The 15,092-nt window shown below is 52.0% G+C and carries 14 protein-coding genes and 1 pseudogene; 10 read left to right on the forward strand and 5 right to left on the reverse strand.

What is annotated here, in order from left to right; all coding sequences use genetic code 11:
- Window positions 1-3 precede the first annotated feature (3 nt).
- The 6 genes from RAHAQ2_RS22250 to RAHAQ2_RS22275 all read left to right on the forward strand — a co-directional run bounded on the left by RAHAQ2_RS22250 (window position 4) and on the right by RAHAQ2_RS22275 (window position 6,169).
- Window positions 4-864: an amidohydrolase family protein gene (locus tag RAHAQ2_RS22250; RefSeq protein ID WP_037041173.1), complete on the forward strand. Its 861-nt coding sequence runs from the start codon at window positions 4-6 to the stop codon at window positions 862-864.
- Window positions 842-1,618 (forward strand): L-fucose dehydrogenase, encoded by a 777-nt coding sequence (locus RAHAQ2_RS22255; RefSeq protein WP_014341638.1) that lies wholly within the window; start codon window positions 842-844, stop codon window positions 1,616-1,618. The genes RAHAQ2_RS22250 and RAHAQ2_RS22255 overlap by 23 nt, the downstream gene beginning before the upstream one ends.
- On the forward strand, window positions 1,615-1,959 hold the full coding sequence (locus RAHAQ2_RS22260; protein WP_014341639.1) for an L-rhamnose mutarotase: 345 nt from the start codon (window positions 1,615-1,617) through the stop codon (window positions 1,957-1,959). Before RAHAQ2_RS22255 ends, RAHAQ2_RS22260 begins: the two co-directional genes overlap by 4 nt.
- A gap of 293 nt (window positions 1,960-2,252) precedes the next feature.
- Window positions 2,253-3,491 (forward strand): L-fucose:H+ symporter permease, encoded by a 1,239-nt coding sequence (gene fucP / locus RAHAQ2_RS22265; protein WP_014341640.1) that lies wholly within the window; start codon window positions 2,253-2,255, stop codon window positions 3,489-3,491.
- Between the two features lie 631 nt (window positions 3,492-4,122).
- Window positions 4,123-5,106: a DUF1852 domain-containing protein gene (locus RAHAQ2_RS22270; RefSeq protein ID WP_014341641.1), complete on the forward strand. Its 984-nt coding sequence runs from the start codon at window positions 4,123-4,125 to the stop codon at window positions 5,104-5,106.
- Window positions 5,107-5,137: 31 nt separating this feature from the next.
- Complete coding sequence (locus RAHAQ2_RS22275; protein ID WP_014341642.1) at window positions 5,138-6,169, forward strand: methionine synthase; 1,032 nt, start codon at window positions 5,138-5,140, stop codon at window positions 6,167-6,169.
- Between the two features lie 147 nt (window positions 6,170-6,316).
- On the opposite strand, the gene msrA is transcribed toward RAHAQ2_RS22275, so the two are convergent.
- From msrA to RAHAQ2_RS22295, 4 genes are all read right to left on the reverse strand, one after another.
- Complete coding sequence (msrA, locus tag RAHAQ2_RS22280) at window positions 6,317-7,045, reverse strand: peptide-methionine (S)-S-oxide reductase MsrA (protein WP_014341643.1); 729 nt, start codon at window positions 7,043-7,045, stop codon at window positions 6,317-6,319.
- 18 nt (window positions 7,046-7,063) lie between these two features.
- A complete protein-coding gene (gene msrB, locus RAHAQ2_RS22285; protein ID WP_014341644.1) occupies window positions 7,064-7,570 on the reverse strand; it encodes a peptide-methionine (R)-S-oxide reductase MsrB in 507 nt (168 codons plus the stop codon).
- Window positions 7,571-8,296: 726 nt separating this feature from the next.
- On the reverse strand, window positions 8,297-10,336 hold the full coding sequence (locus RAHAQ2_RS22290) for a glycoside hydrolase family 31 protein (protein WP_014341645.1): 2,040 nt from the start codon (window positions 10,334-10,336) through the stop codon (window positions 8,297-8,299).
- The gene (locus tag RAHAQ2_RS22295) at window positions 10,333-11,712 is read right to left on the reverse strand and encodes a glycoside-pentoside-hexuronide (GPH):cation symporter (RefSeq protein WP_014341646.1); all 1,380 of its coding nucleotides are present in this window, start codon (window positions 11,710-11,712) and stop codon (window positions 10,333-10,335) included. Before RAHAQ2_RS22295 ends, RAHAQ2_RS22290 begins: the two co-directional genes overlap by 4 nt.
- Before the next feature lie 366 nt (window positions 11,713-12,078).
- On the opposite strand from RAHAQ2_RS22295, the gene RAHAQ2_RS22300 reads away from it, so the two are divergent.
- The 4 genes and pseudogenes from RAHAQ2_RS22300 to idi all read left to right on the forward strand — a co-directional run bounded on the left by RAHAQ2_RS22300 (window position 12,079) and on the right by idi (window position 14,452).
- Window positions 12,079-12,561 carry an Hcp family type VI secretion system effector gene (locus RAHAQ2_RS22300; protein WP_014341647.1) on the forward strand — a complete coding sequence of 161 codons (483 nt, stop codon included), beginning with the start codon at window positions 12,079-12,081 and terminating at the stop codon, window positions 12,559-12,561.
- A pseudogene (locus RAHAQ2_RS22305) lies at window positions 12,558-13,033 on the forward strand (DUF2778 domain-containing protein). The gene RAHAQ2_RS22300 and the pseudogene RAHAQ2_RS22305 overlap by 4 nt, the downstream one beginning before the upstream one ends.
- A gap of 290 nt (window positions 13,034-13,323) precedes the next feature.
- Window positions 13,324-13,650, forward strand: a complete 327-nt coding sequence (locus RAHAQ2_RS22315; RefSeq protein WP_014341650.1) for a DUF1493 family protein — start codon at window positions 13,324-13,326, stop codon at window positions 13,648-13,650.
- Between the two features lie 268 nt (window positions 13,651-13,918).
- A complete protein-coding gene (idi, locus tag RAHAQ2_RS22320) occupies window positions 13,919-14,452 on the forward strand; it encodes an isopentenyl-diphosphate Delta-isomerase (protein WP_014341651.1) in 534 nt (177 codons plus the stop codon).
- Here the strand turns inward: idi and RAHAQ2_RS22325 are convergent.
- The gene (locus RAHAQ2_RS22325; protein ID WP_014341652.1) at window positions 14,405-14,941 is read right to left on the reverse strand and encodes a P-loop NTPase family protein; all 537 of its coding nucleotides are present in this window, start codon (window positions 14,939-14,941) and stop codon (window positions 14,405-14,407) included. The two genes, idi and RAHAQ2_RS22325, sit on opposite strands and share 48 nt — an antisense overlap.
- Window positions 14,942-15,092 lie beyond the last annotated feature (151 nt).

Below are 15,092 nucleotides of genomic sequence, written 5' to 3' on the forward strand. Positions count from 1 at the left end.
CCGATGATACGCATCGACAGCCACCAGCATTTCTGGCGCTACACCCCGCAGGATTACCGCTGGATAAGCGATGAAATGGCGGTGCTGAAACAGGATTTTTTGCCGGAAACGCTGAAGAATACGTTACAACGTCACGATATTCAGGGCACGGTTCTGGTTCAGGCGTGCCCTTCAGCCGGTGAAACCCGCTGGCTGCTGGAACTTGCAGAACACACTGACTTTGTGCGTGCCGTGACCGGCTGGGTGGATATGTCCTCATCCGCGCTGCAACGGGATCTGGACGCTATTTCGCACCCGCTGCTGCGCGGATTTCGTCATCAGGTTCAGGACGAACCTTCGCCCGCGCAATGGCTGGCGGATCCGGCCATTAATGCCGGTATTCGCCAGATTCAGCGGCAGGACTATGTCTATGAAATTCTGGTGACGCACCGCCATCTGCGCGATGCCGTGCAGTTTGCGGCCAGGCATGACGGACATTTTCTGGTGCTCGATCACCTCGGCAAGCCGGATCTCAGCCTGGGCGCGGCGTACTGGAAGAAACAGATTGCGCCGCTGGCGGCACTGGAACACGTCAGTTGCAAGCTCTCCGGGCTGCTGACCGAGCCACGCCCGGGGGGGATGTCAGCCCGCGATCTGTTGCCGTATTTCGATGCCGCACTGGAGGTTTTCGGCACCGGACGCCTGATGTTTGGCTCTGACTGGCCGGTGTGTTTACTGGCAGGCGGGGATGAAAATCCGTGGAATTTATGGCAACAGGCCACGGGGTCACTCAGTTCTGACGAGCAGGCAGCCCTTTATGGCGGCAATGCCTGCACGGTTTACCGATTACAGGAAATGACTGATGAATCTGCATCTGCAAAATAAAGTGGTGATGGTCACCGGTGGCGGGTCCGGCATTGGCGCGGCGATTTCGCTGACGCTGGCGGAAGAAGGCGCGATTCCGGTGATCATCAGCAATACCGAACCGGCCAATGAACTGATGCATAAACTGCAACAGCTTTCGCCACAGGCCAGTTTTGTACTGACTGAACTGCGCGACGAAGCCAGTTGCAAGGCGGCGGTGAATGAGGTGCTGACCCGCTACGGCAGTATCGACGGGCTGGTGAACAATGCCGGTGCGAATGACAGCGTCGGGCTGGAGGCAGGTCGTGAGGCCTTTGTGCAGTCGCTCGAACAGAACCTGATCCATTATTACCTGATGGCGCACCTGAGCCTGAACGCCCTGCGCGCCAGCCGGGGAGCTATCGTCAATATCAGCTCGAAAACCGCGTTAACCGGACAAGGCAACACCAGCGGTTACGCCTCGGCGAAAGGCGGCATTCTGGCGCTGACCCGCGAATGGGCAGCGGCGCTGCTCGGTGACGGCATCCGCGTGAACGCCGTGATCCCGGCGGAAGTCATGACGCCGCTGTACGAACGCTGGATCAAAAGCTTCGACCATCCCGAAGAAAAGCTGCAACAAATCACCTCGCATATTCCGCTGGAGCAGCGCATGACCACGCCGCAGGAAATCGCCAACACCGTGGTGTTCCTGCTCTCTTCCCGCACCTCGCACACCACCGGCCAGTGGCTGACGGTGGACGGCGGTTATATGCATCTCGACCGGGCCTTAACATGAAACGCCGCTATTGTCAGGCGCTGGATCTGGCGGACGATCCGGCGCTTATCGAAGAATATCAGCGTTATCACCGCGAAATCTGGCCGGAAATTACCGCACATCTGCGCCGTTACGGCATCACAGAGATGGAAATTTACCGGCTGGGCAACCGGCTGATGATGGTGATGGAAACCACGGAAGATTTTGACAGCGGGCTGTTCGAACGCCGCAGTCTGGAGGATCCGAAAGTCTGCGAGTGGGAAGCCCTGATGTGGAAATATCAACGCCCCACGCCCTGGACGCCCGCCGGTGAAAAGTGGGTGGAAATGGAGAGGATTTTTTCACTGACTGAACAGAAGTAGTCTTATTGCTTTGATGCTGGATGAGAATTCAGTTTGCTCCCTCCCCTGCGAAGGGGAGGGTTGGGGTGGGGTATTAATGGCAACTCTGGATCTGAAGTTGCCTGCTAAACCCCCTCCCAGCCTCCCCCTTCGCAGGGGGAGGAGCAAAGCAAAACCCGCTCAACCCTGACAGTGGGGAGGAGCAAAAACTCCCTGCTATGAGGGAGTTAACCGTTTTTCACGTTATCTGACATAAAAAATCAGCCACCTGAGCTGAACCCCTACATGCGTCACCAGATACTGAGGAATACAACATGCTCGCCGATAAAACTGCCGCGCCCGCTTATGCGCAGCGCAAAACGACGTCCGGTTTCCGACTGGCGTTCATACTGGTCACCACGCTGTTTTTCCTGTGGGGTTTATCCTACGGGCTGCTGGATGTCCTGAATAAGCATTTCCAGGACGTGTTGCACGTCAATAAAGCCCAGTCCGGTCTGCTACAGGCCGCCTATTTCGGGGCGTATTTTATCATCGCCCTGCCTGCCGGTTTCTTCATGGACAGGTTTGGCTATAAAGCCGGGATCCTGGTCGGTTTATGCCTGTATGCCCTGGGCGCACTGTTGTTCGTGCCCGCCGCCTCCGCAGGCAGCTTCGGCATGTTCCTGTTCGCGTTGTTCGTGATTGCCCTCGGTCTGGGCTGTCTCGAAACCGCCGCTAACCCGTTCGCCACCGTGCTGGGCGATCCGGCCGGAGCCGAACGCCGCCTGAACCTTTCCCAGTCCTTCAACGGTTTAGGTCAGTTCATCGGCCCGATTATCGGTGGTTCACTGTTCTTCTCCGCCACACAAGGCACCACGACGGACGGATTGTCCTCGGTGAAAACCACTTACGTCGCCATCGCCGTGTTAGTGCTGCTGATTGCCTTCCTGTTCGGGCGCACCAAATTGCCGGACATCCGCGAGCAAAGCGCCCCGGAAGATCATGGTATCGGGAAAGGATTGTGGCAGCACGGCCATTTTACCGGCGGCGTCATCGCACAATTCTTCTACGTCGCGGCACAGGTTGGCGTCGGCGCGTTCTTCATTAACTACACCACCGAACACTGGCACACGTTGTCGAACCAGAACGCGTCGTATCTGCTGTCTGTCGGCATGATCAGCTTTATGGTCGGGCGTTTCTTCAGCACCTGGCTGATGGGCTTTGTCCGCCCGGTCACGCTGCTGGTGGTCTACGCCATCATCAATATTGTGCTGTGCGGCGTGGTGGTTGCGGGGATTGATAACGTCTCGGTGATTGCACTGGTGGCGATTTTCTTCTTCATGTCGATCATGTTCCCGACCATTTTCGCGATGGGCGTCAAGAACATGGGCAAACAAACCAAACGCGCCAGCTCGGTGATGATCATGGCGATTGTCGGTGGCGCGGTGATGCCGTATCTGATGGGCGCTATCGCCGATCACTACAACACCGCGGTTTCCTACGCCCTGCCGATGGTATGTTTCGCCGTGGTGCTGATTTATGCCGTGAAACAGCGGGCGAAAGCGGCGATCTGAGAACGTTGTCATAAAAAACAGTCTGACGGCTACACCTCACCACAACCCCTCCTTAATACCCTTCGGGTATTAAGGAGGAGCGGCAACTCTGAAAACCACACCCTGAGTTTTAACATTCCTGTCATCCCGGAGGGATCGCCTGGTACTGGGGCATCGGCGCTATTTTCATTCTCATGACCTGCACGATGTTATTAACGCTCATCGCACTGACGGGCATTCGCCGCAACGGTGATTATTTCTCAGATGTCGATGATCCCGGTGGCAATCTGGACCGCAGGGCGTATCGACAGATACGGCTACTCAAAGTCTGCGGGATCGCTCACGCGCTTCGGCTACTGCATCTGCCTCAAAAAGTACTGCGATCCTCTTTCTGATCCCTCATGAATTTCGTTCAGCATATTACCGGCAAAAATCAGGTGTTTCAGTCAGCACCGAAGTGTGTCTGTTACCTGCGGGCAGGAACGGCATCCGGGGAAGGCGTGATCATGAATTTGTCTCATGTTCTGTGAATTTATATCACTTTTTTTCACTCAATGACTCAGGCATAAAAGAGTCATCGCGATTCACTCTTAAAAATATGAAAACGACTGAAATAACGTAGATTTTTCAGCAGCCGGGACACCTGATAATAATGAATAAAAAACTGACATTTACCATTAAAAGCATCCGTTTCGACGAGAATTATAACCCCTCGGAAAATACGCGTATAACCACCAATTTTGCCAATCTGGCAAGGGGTGAAAAACGTCAGGAAAACCTGCGCAACACCTTAGTGATGATCGATAATCGCTTCAATTCTCTGGTGCACTGGGATAATCCTAAGAAAGACCGGTATTCTGTCGAACTCGATATTATTACTGCTCAGTTGAATATTGATGCTGAAGGCAAGGCCGACAGCTTCCCGGTGATTGAAATACTGAAGACAACTGTCGTTGATAAAAAAACCAACCAACGCATTGAAGGCATTGTAGGAAATAACTTTTCCTCCTATGTGCGTGATTATGACTTTAGCGTTTTACTGCCAGAGCATAATAAGAATCAACCTGAATTTAGCCTGCCGGATAATTTTGGCGAATTACATGGAAATATATTCAAACGCTTTGTCAAATCAGATGCTTACAAAGATAACTTCACTAAAGCGCCCGTTATCTGCCTGAGTGTTTCAAGCAAAAACACATACTATCGTACAGGAAATAAACACCCTGTATTAGGCGTTGAATATCAGCAGGATGAGCTTTCCCTGACTGATGAATATTTCGCAAAAATGGGACTGCGGGCGCGGTATTTCATGCCTGAAAACAGCGTTGCGCCGCTGGCATTTTATTTTTCTGGCGATTTACTCAGTGATTACACTCATCTTGAGCTTATTAGCACCATCAGCACGATGGAAACTTTTCAGAAGATTTATCGTCCTGAAATTTATAATGCTAATTCCGCGGCAGGAATACAGTATCAACCCAGCCTGAATTATCAGGATTATTCGTTAACCCGTATTGTTTATGACCGGGAAGAACGTAGCCATCTGGCTATTGAGCAGGGGAAGTTTACTGAAGAATGCTTCATCAAACCTTACCAGAATGTTCTTGAACAATGGTCTGCTCATTCCGCTCTCTGATTAACCATAAAAAATATAAGGTCACCTGTGTATGAAAAAATTATTACCGACATCCACTGCGGGCAGTTTGCCTAAACCTTCGTGGCTGGCACAGCCTGAGGTGCTCTGGTCCCCGTGGAAATTGCAGGATCAGGAATTAATTGACGGCAAACTGGATGCCCTGCGTTTGTGTCTGGAAGATCAACAACAGGCAGGTATTGATATTGTCAGTGACGGCGAGCAAACGCGTCAGCATTTTGTCACGACCTTTATTGAGCATCTCGAGGGCGTTGATTTCGAGAAACGTGAGACGGTTAAGATCCGTAATCGCTATGAAGCCAGTGTGCCGACAGTTGTTGGCCCGGTGAGTCGCAAAAAGGCCGTTTTTGTTGAAGATGCGAAGTTTTTACGCCAGCAAACGACACAACCGATCAAATGGGCTCTTCCTGGGCCGATGACCATGATCGACACGCTGTATGACAACCACTATAAAAGTCGCGAGAAACTCGCCTGGGAATTTGCCAAGATTCTCAATGAAGAAGCCAGAGAATTAGAGGCTGCGGGTGTCGATATCATCCAGTTTGATGAACCGGCCTTTAACGTGTTCTTTGATGAAGTGAATGACTGGGGCATTGCCACGTTAGAAAGAGCTATCGAAGGGTTGAAATGTGAAACGGCTGTGCACATTTGCTACGGCTATGGCATCAAAGCCAATACCGACTGGAAAAAAACGCTGGGCACAGAGTGGAGACAATACGAAGAGATTTTCCCAAAATTGCAGAAATCCAATATCGATATCATTTCACTGGAATGTCATCATTCGCATGTACCGATGGAGCTGATGGAGCTTATCCGCGGTAAAAAGGTGATGGTCGGTGCCATAGACGTGGCGACCAATACCATTGAAACCCCGGAAGAAGTCGCCGCCACTCTTCGAAAAGCGCTGCAATTTGTCGATGCCGACAAACTCTATCCCTGCACCAACTGCGGGATGATCCCTTTACCTCGTGGTGTCGCAAGAGGCAAGCTGGATGCGTTAAGTGCGGGTGCAGAAATCGTCCGCAAGGAACTGCTGGCGAAATAACGTCGCCTCCTCTGCGTTAACCTGAAAAATGCACCCTGAGCTGGCGATCGGATCGATCGCCCTTTCTTCTCCTTCCGGTATCATTATTTACGTCCGGACGGCAAAGAGCGCACATTTCACTTCCCGAAATGCGCCCTCCCTTATTCTTTATTCCTTCACCAGTACCGGCTGTTCACGATATTGCGCCGGGAAATACTGCTTCAAATATTTAATTTTCGGCAGATCGTTCACCACAATATACGGATAGTCCGGGTTATCGTTTAAAAAGTTCTGGTGATAAGCCTCAGCCGGATAAAAATGTGCATGACTTTCTACTTTTGTCACCAGCGGTTCGTTGTAACTGTGGCTGGCATCAAGCTGGGCAATATACGCTTTCGCCACCTCCGCCTGCGCGGCGCTTAAAGGGAAAACTGCTGACCGGTACTGACTGCCGGTATCCGGACCCTGACGGTTTAACTCAGTCGGGTTATGCCCCACCGAGAAGAAGATTTGCAACAGTTCGCCATACGTCACTTGTGTCGGGTCAAAGGTTACTTTCACCGATTCCGCATGACCGGTCTCGCCGGTACTGACCTGCTCGTAACGGGCCGTTTGCGCCGCACCACCGGTATAACCGGACACCGCGCTGGTCACGCCTTTTACATGCTGAAACACACCCTGGATCCCCCAGAAACAGCCACCGGCAAACAGCGCGGTTTCGCTGTGTGCAGTGCCTGCTGGCTCATCTTTTGCCGGTGCCGGGATCACTACCGCCGGTTCTGCCCCTGCGCCCCATGACCAGGCATTATTTTCGAACACGAACGCAGACGCCAGCATCAGCCCGGCGATCAGGCTGTAGTGGCGAAAGTTACGCCTGTTTTTCGATGCAAATTTCATAGTCAATTTCCTGACAGATTAAGCTTTAGGTGTGAACGTCATCGCCAGCCCGTTCATGCAATAGCGCAGACCGGTCGGCTGCGGACCGTCATCAAATACATGCCCCAGATGTCCGCCACACCGGCGGCAATGCACTTCATCGCGCACCATACCGAGTGAGGTATCCCGGCTGGTTTGCGCGGCGTTGCCCAGAGGTTTCCAGAAACTCGGCCAGCCGGTATGGCTGTCGAATTTGGTCGCCGAGGAGAAAAGAGCAAGATTGCAGCCTGCGCAGGCAAACTCGCCCACCCGGTGCTCGTCGTTTAACGGACTGGAATACGGCCGTTCGGTGCCCGCCTCGCGCAAAATACGGTACTGATCCTCGCTCAGGCGCTGATGCCACTGAGCATCAGTCAGCGTGATTTCAAATTTTTCAGATGTCGTCTGCGCGCCAGCGCTGCGGGAAAACAGTGACGGGACCAGCCCCATCAGCGCAGCGGCCGAGACCGCGCCACTGCCCAGCAGGAAATTACGTCTGTTAATCATTGTTGCCACCATTACGGTTGCTGTCGATGACATCAGACTACAAGGGGAGGGATTACGGAATCCTCGCGGAGAGTTAACGGTTTTGTGATAACTCGATTTGCAGTTGCACGGCTGGCTGGAGAGTTAGATCGTGAAAGTTTCGGTTTCTCACGTGCAGTGACTGCTCAACAATTGCCGCCGAAACCGACCAAAGAGGGCTATGACGAGCCCTCTTTGGGATCTCCACGTCTTAAACTGCGCGCTTCGCTCGTAGGCTATGTTCCAGCAACCACAGCGACAGGCTGGAAATCTTGCCGCTGCGCGGGGCCTTCATTTCGGGATTGCAGCCTCTGGTCTGCAACCTCTCATTCAGCAAGCTTTCTGAATCGCCCGTGGGATTTTAAAGAATGAAGAAAGTGAGGTTGTGAAGTATAAACCTGAGGCCGGATCCAAAATCACGCCGGAGGAGAGGTGTAAAACCGCGCGGTAGTTTGCGCGGGTTGTAACCCGAACGGAGGGCACCGCGCAGCGGCGGGATTTTGCGGCTATCACTGTGTTAACTGAAACATAGCCTACGAGCGGAGCGCGAAGTAAAAAAGCGGGGAGAGATCCAAGAGAGGGAAAGCACTTCCCTCTCTTGGGCGGTTTCGGCGCAGCGCGTTAAGCGATCACCGCTATTGAAAAACCGAAATTTTCGCCCATCTCTTCTGAACTGCCGCCCCGTTGCAGCGGCCATCTGCAACCAGATTACAAAATCGCCCGTGCAGTCGAGTCTGCACCTTCCCGTACAAACACAGGAATTTCACTCATCGGCGTAGCAACCGTGATTGTCCTCCCCCCTTCATAGCGTTCGCCATTCAGCGCCACCCACGTTTCTCCCGCCGGTAACCACACTTCCCGCTCGCGCTGACCGGCGTACAACACCGGGGCGACCAGAATATCTGCGCCAAGCATGTACTGATCTTCTACCTGCCAGCTTTCAGCCTGAGCCGGATATTGATAGAACATCGTGCGCATTACCGGATCGCCCTTTTCGTGCGCTTCCTGCATTACGCGACTGATGTACGGGCGCAGTTTTTCACGCAGGAATAACCCGTTTTTCATCAGTTGGTAATTTTCTTCGCCGTAACTCCAGACTTCATTTGCCGCGCCGCTGTTACACTGCGCGATACCGTCTCGCCACGGTTCCGGCGGCTGGATCTGTGGCTCACGGTAGCCGTGTAACCGCATCACCGGACAGAATACACCCCACTGGAACCAGCGGATCAGCAACTCCTGAAACGCCGGATCGTTTACATTACCCCCCTGAAATCCGCCGATATCCGTCGTCCACCACGGGATGCCCGCCAGCCCCATATTCAGGCCTGCGGCAATCTGATTACGCAGCGCGTGAAAAGAAGAATGGATGTCGCCCGACCACGCCAGCACACCGTAACGCTGGCTGCCCGCCCAGGCGCAACGCACCAGATTCACGATCTCGTTTTCGCCTTCCTGCTGTAAACCGTCGTAAAAGCCTTGCGCGAATTTCTGCGGATAGATGTTCCCGACTTCCAGCACCGGCCCGAGATGATAGCGATAGTTATCAAAATCATAGGCGCGATATTCCGGCTCAGCTTCATCCAGCCAGAAGGTACGGATACCCAGATCGTAATAGTTTTGCTTCACTTTCTCCCAGACAAACTGACGGGCACCGGGATGTGTGGCATCAAAGAAGGTGCAGTTGCCAAGGAAATCCAGATTCACCGACACACCACGATCGGTATTGACCAGATAGCCTTTGGATTTCATCTCCTTATAATTGTCGGTCCGGCTGTCCACTGTCGGCCAGACCGATACCATGGTTTCAATGCCCAGCGATTTCAGCTCCGCCACCATGGCTTTCGGGTCCGGCCAGTCCACCGGGTCAAAACACCATGTCCCCTGATTCGGCCAGTGGAAGAAGTCGATGACAATCACCGAAACCGGCAGATTGCGGCGCTTGTATTCCCGCGCGACCTCAAGCACTTCCTGCTGCGTGCGGTAACGCAATTTGCATTGCCAGAAACCCGTGGCGTATTCCGGCATTTGCGGCGCGGTGCCTGTCGCGCGACCATACTGATGCATGATGTCAGCGGGCGTGTCACCGGCGGTGATCCAGTAATCCATCTGCTCCGTGACCTGCGCTTCCCAGCGGGTAATGTTTTTGCCGAATGTCACCTCGCCAATCGCCGGATTGTTCCACAACATGCCGTAGCCCAGACTCGAAAGCATAAACGGCACGCTGGCCTGTGAATTGCGCTGCGCCAGTTCCAGTGTGCAACCTTTCAGATCCAGACAGTTTTGCTGGTACTGCCCCATGCCATAAATTTTCTCATCCGGACGCGACTCAAACCGCACCGTCAGCTGATGTTTGCCGCCGGGAATGGCTTTAAATTCACGCGCATCCATTTTCAGTGCGCTGATGTATTTATCCTGACTCTTTTCTGTTGCGCCAATGCCCACCGTGGAACGCTGACGCCAGAACTCTTCGAGGATCAGTTCACCGCGCTGGTTATAAAACGCCAGTTGCCCTTTGATATTCACCGACGCCGTGATGTTGCCGTTACGCAGCGTCAGGGTTTCCGCGCTGCGACTGATTTCAGCTTGTGGCTGAGCGCCCGCTGGCAACAGCGCCCACAGCGAATCATTGAGTTCAGGCCGGCAGGTGGCACGCACGCGCAGGCTGTGCTCGCCCCAGGGTTCAATCACCAGCGTTTGCTGATCGAAATGCCAGAGGATACGGTTTTTTTCGGCGATTAATTCGCTCATGCGGACTCCTGTGTATGCAAGGTGGCCTGAGGTTCAGGCTCATGTTCCCGTGAAATTTTGGACTGATTGATCTGTTTCATGGTGGCGTCATTGAGTTTGTACCAGCGCATCGACAGTGCGCTGAACATCGACAGGATGCCCGGCACCAGCGAGAACAGCGCGATAATCGACAGCATCGCGACAGTATTCTGCTGGGCGGCATGCGGCACGTAGCCGCTCATGCCCAGTGTCCAGCCGACCACTGCCCCGCTCACCGCCATCCCCATTTTGAGGATCGCCAGTAAAGTGGAAAACACGGTGCCATCCATGCGCTTACCCTGTTTGTATTCGCCGTAATCCACCACGTCAGACATCATCACCCACATCAGCGTGGTGGTGACCTGATAGAAAGTGGAGACCAGCAAGGTCATGCCCACCAGCAGAGAGATCCACGCCGGAACGAAGAAAATCGCCGCGCTCAGCGCACCGGTCAGAATGGCACACAGCGTGAAGGCCGCGAGTTTGCTGCGGTTGCGGGTCAGTGGTTTAACCAGCAGACTGCCGAGACTTTTGCCGACAATGTGTGCAGCCAGCAGCCACATAAAGTAGCTGGCATTGCCGAGATAATAGGTGACGTAATACATCATCGCGCCGAGACGCACCACGCCGAAGGAGATATTGAAGAAGATCAGCGCCGCCACCACGCGCCACTGGTCGTTACGCACTAAATCGCGTAAATCGGAAAGAAAATTCTCGTGTGTCGGCGGCGCACTGATACGTTCTTTGGTGTTGAGGAAGCACAGCAGAAACATCACCACAGCGATCGATGCCATGATCGCCATCGCGCCAAAATAGCCGTCGAGTTTATTGCCACCGCCCATCATTTCTGCCAGCGGCATCATCAGGAACGTGGACATGGCGCCGCCCAGCGTGGCAAGGAAGAAGCGGTAGGATTGCAGGGAAATACGCTGGGAATTATCCGGCGTAATGATCGCGCCCATCGAGCAATACGGAATGTTAATGGCGGTATACATCAGCATCATCACGCAATAGGTGACGCTGGCGTACACCATTTTACCGCCCAGCGTCAGGGATTCCGGCACCGCGTAAACCAGTAAACAGCTTGCCCCGAAAGGTAACGCCAGCCAGAGAATATACGGCCGGAATTTACCAAAACGCGTTTGCGTCCGGTCGGCGATCAACCCCATCGCAGGGTCCACAATGGCGTCAGCGACGCGTGCAACAAGAAACATTGTCCCGACAAAGACTGCCGGTAATCCCACGACATCGGTGTAATAAAACGTCAAAAATATAATGACGTTATCCAGGCCAATATGGCTCGCCATATCCCCCAGACCGTAGCTGATTTTTTCTTTTACGGATAACTTCGCAGTCATTTTTCGTCCTGCCTTTTGTAGGGTTAAACACAAAAAAGTCAGTCCGTCCGTGGCCCGAGGACTTGTTATAGAATGGTTAAAAGAGAGCGACAATTGCGAGATATTATAAATTTCTTATGATTTTTGTTTTGTGTGATACCGGTAACATGATTAGGTAAAGGCCCGCTTCGTTCCATAATTCCCGTCATTAATCTGCATTCAGCGCCGTATTGCCCAAAAAATCCTCAGACACTCTGTCACCAGCCACATGATGAACGCTCATCAATAATAAACATCCGAAAATCAAATCATTACGATGTCCGCTAATTGTTTTCGGCGATTGATGGGCGTAATTTATACCCTTACTTCTAAAAGGGACTTACTAAAATGGCAATACCAGCTTACCTATGGCTTAAAGACGACGGCGGCGCAGACATCAAAGGATCTGTCGATGTGAATGGGCGTGAGGGGAGTATTGAGGTTCTGGGTTTCGGTCACGGCTTGTTTTTACCTACTGACAACAACACAGGCAAGATCACCGGTACTCGTGTACATTCCGCGCTGACTTTTGAAAAAGAATTCGACAGCTCATCGCCCTACCTTTACAAGGCCGTCGCAAAAGGCCAAACCTTAAAATCTGCGGAGATAAGGTGGTACAGGATCAACGATGCTGGTCAGGAAGCTGAATATTTCAATATGCTGATGGAAAATGTAAAGGTCGTTTCTGTTTGCCCGCTAATGCATGATTGCAAAAACCCTGCCACTGAAAAACATAACCACCTTGAGTCAATTTCACTGCGTTACGAGCGGATCACGTGGAAACATTGCGATGGGAATATCATTTTTTCAGATGCATGGAATGACAGATGATCAAGTGTACGTTTCGGTTAAACGGAGCGGGTATATCAACGCTAAGTTGCCCGGGAATTGGTTTTTTCCCTGCATACTCAGGCAATCCCGCACAGCGCAACGATCCTGAACAGACAGCGGTAAAAAACATAGGACCACTACCACCAGGCAGGTACTACATCGTATCCCGCCCTGGGGGGGTTTAATGTACAAGCAGCGTGATTGGCTTAAGTCAATTGTCAGCGGTTCAGATCATGCAGCGTGGTTTGCATTATTTCGCGATGATAGCTTGATTGATGACACGACTTTCATTGAGGATGTCGAACGTGGAAATTTCAGATTACATCCGGCTGGATATCAGGGGACAAGTAACGGCTGCATAACATTTACCAGTAAGTCACACTTCGATATCCTTCGAGAGGCATTACTCAAGACACCAACCACGATGGTTAGCCCAACAATGAAAGCGTTTGGCACAGTGCAGGTGTACTAATGAAGCCATACCAATATGTTCTGATCTGGATGGCTGGCTCGGCGTCTTTTGTCGTAATACTCGTCACCATTTTCGCCTTAATACCCGAAAATATCGCGTACTCACTTTTGACAGAAAAAACAGGTTTTATAACAGAAGAATCATGGGCAAATATCTTTATGACCTTTATCCATCTAACTTCATTCCTGTTGAACATTTCACTGATCTGGCTTGTTGCCTTTTTACTTAAAAAGAAAAAGTAGCCAAAGCCTGGCTAGTATTCAATACAGTGATGCATGGAATGACCGCTTATGGTGAATAACCAGGATGTCATAGATTGGTATAACTTAGGATGGAATAAGACGGGTAAATGGCCTGTCACGATTGATACCAGTCTTACTACAGGACGCTATGTCTGGGTTTGGGAGACAGGCGAAGAAATCATGACAAGCTATTTCAAGACCTTTGGAGTAGACACAGAGGGATTCAATTTCCTGAAATACTGGCCTGATGAAAAGGGCATGATTCCAAATTTCCTGTTACCTAAATCATGCCGAGTGAAGTATATCGAACCCGCTCCGCTAACACTGAGAATGCTTGCAGAATCGGCGCGAGCCGGTAAATGGCTCTATGACTAACTCAACCTGGATATCGGCCTTTTAATCATAATCCTAACCCGGCTAAATGCCGGGTTTTTTACATGCACGGTATATCGTCAAACTCATCTGTCATAGCATCATTGATAATATGCGTAACAACATCGAAAATTATTGTCGCCCCCTCGAAACCACCGCCATCGCTCAGGATGTCTGACTCAGGCCGCATCAGGGGATGGATGCCAGCGGAGAGTGAACGGTTGGAAGGAGGTTATACACGGTCAATGACGGAGAACTAACAGGAGTTTTTATGATTGAAGAAGTCGTGTTACTTGATGTTAAAAATCAACCGGCGGGTACGATGGATAAAGCGCTGGTGCACACCGACCAGACACCCTTGCATCTTGCATTTTCCTGCTACATTCACAACGATCGCGGCGAAATCCTGCTGACACGACGCGCCCTGAGCAAAGTGGCCTGGCCCGGCGTCTGGACAAATTCTGTCTGCGGACACCCGCTGCCGGGCGAATCCCTTCAGGCGGCAGTTTACCGTCGCTGTCAGTACGAACTGGGATTATCCGTTGAGCACATCACCTCGCTGGTTGATGAATTTCAGTATCGTGCCACCGATGCATCCGGGATTGTCGAAAACGAATTTTGCCCGATATTTGCCGCTTTCACCCGCCAGCCCCCGGCGCCGCGCGATTCTGAAGTTATGGATTATCAGTGGGTTAAGCCGGAAGATTTGCAGAACAGCGTTCGGGCAACGCCCTGGGCATTCAGCCCGTGGATGGTGTTACAGCTCGGTCAGATTACGCAGGAAAACCTGAGTCTGCTGGGGTGATTTCAGACGGACAAAGCGTACATGCTGCCAGTCAGGATCGTTAAACAATGCCTGATAGTAGCGACGGTTTTTCGCGTACGTTTTCAGCGTCCACAGAATAATTGAATCCCGGCTGAAAAAGCTTTTACGAAACGACTCGCGATTCCCCGTTCCTGCCCAGATTTCCTTTTGGCCCCATGCCCGTATGAAGACGCGTTTCACCGCCTGATATAACGTTCGCCCGAACGAATAATCCACCCACACGATCATATCGATTTCGCGCCATTTCACGGGCTGCGTGCGTTTGTAATTTCCGTCGATCACCCAGCCGTCACTGGCCGCCAGTTTTCCTGCCAGACGGGCAAAAAACTCGTCATCCGGCGTACCCTGCCAGTCCGGCTTCCAGAACAGCGCATCCAGTTCAATATAAGGAATATTCAGTTTCTGAGAAATGTTGCGTGCCAGCGTCGATTTCCCGCTCCCGCTGGTACCAATGACATTGATTTTCACCGCATGACTCCTTATTCGCTGCCGGATTTACATCGGGCCTGTACTAAAAAGGGCACATATTCTGCCGTAACGCATTTCACTTGTACAGGCAGATGAATTCACGCCCGAAACCATTAAGCGCGGAACTAAATTGCCACGTGAATGTATTGAC

The organism is Rahnella aquatilis CIP 78.65 = ATCC 33071, from assembly GCF_000241955.1.
GTDB lineage: Bacteria > Pseudomonadota > Gammaproteobacteria > Enterobacterales > Enterobacteriaceae > Rahnella > Rahnella aquatilis.

Bases quoted from the DNA above. Each gene is read 5' to 3' on its own strand.
- RAHAQ2_RS22250 (WP_037041173.1), top strand. From the start codon at position 4: ATGATACGCATCGACAGCCACCAGCATTTCTGGCGCTACACCCCGCAG.
- RAHAQ2_RS22255 (WP_014341638.1), top strand. From the start codon at position 842: ATGAATCTGCATCTGCAAAATAAAGTGGTGATGGTCACCGGTGGCGGG.
- RAHAQ2_RS22260 (WP_014341639.1), top strand. From the start codon at position 1,615: ATGAAACGCCGCTATTGTCAGGCGCTGGATCTGGCGGACGATCCGGCG.
- fucP (WP_014341640.1), top strand. From the start codon at position 2,253: ATGCTCGCCGATAAAACTGCCGCGCCCGCTTATGCGCAGCGCAAAACG.
- RAHAQ2_RS22270 (WP_014341641.1), top strand. From the start codon at position 4,123: ATGAATAAAAAACTGACATTTACCATTAAAAGCATCCGTTTCGACGAG.
- RAHAQ2_RS22275 (WP_014341642.1), top strand. From the start codon at position 5,138: ATGAAAAAATTATTACCGACATCCACTGCGGGCAGTTTGCCTAAACCT.
- msrA (WP_014341643.1), bottom strand. From the start codon at position 7,045: ATGAAATTTGCATCGAAAAACAGGCGTAACTTTCGCCACTACAGCCTG.
- msrB (WP_014341644.1), bottom strand. From the start codon at position 7,570: ATGATTAACAGACGTAATTTCCTGCTGGGCAGTGGCGCGGTCTCGGCC.
- RAHAQ2_RS22290 (WP_014341645.1), bottom strand. From the start codon at position 10,336: ATGAGCGAATTAATCGCCGAAAAAAACCGTATCCTCTGGCATTTCGAT.
- RAHAQ2_RS22295 (WP_014341646.1), bottom strand. From the start codon at position 11,712: ATGACTGCGAAGTTATCCGTAAAAGAAAAAATCAGCTACGGTCTGGGG.
- RAHAQ2_RS22300 (WP_014341647.1), top strand. From the start codon at position 12,079: ATGGCAATACCAGCTTACCTATGGCTTAAAGACGACGGCGGCGCAGAC.
- RAHAQ2_RS22315 (WP_014341650.1), top strand. From the start codon at position 13,324: ATGGTGAATAACCAGGATGTCATAGATTGGTATAACTTAGGATGGAAT.
- idi (WP_014341651.1), top strand. From the start codon at position 13,919: ATGATTGAAGAAGTCGTGTTACTTGATGTTAAAAATCAACCGGCGGGT.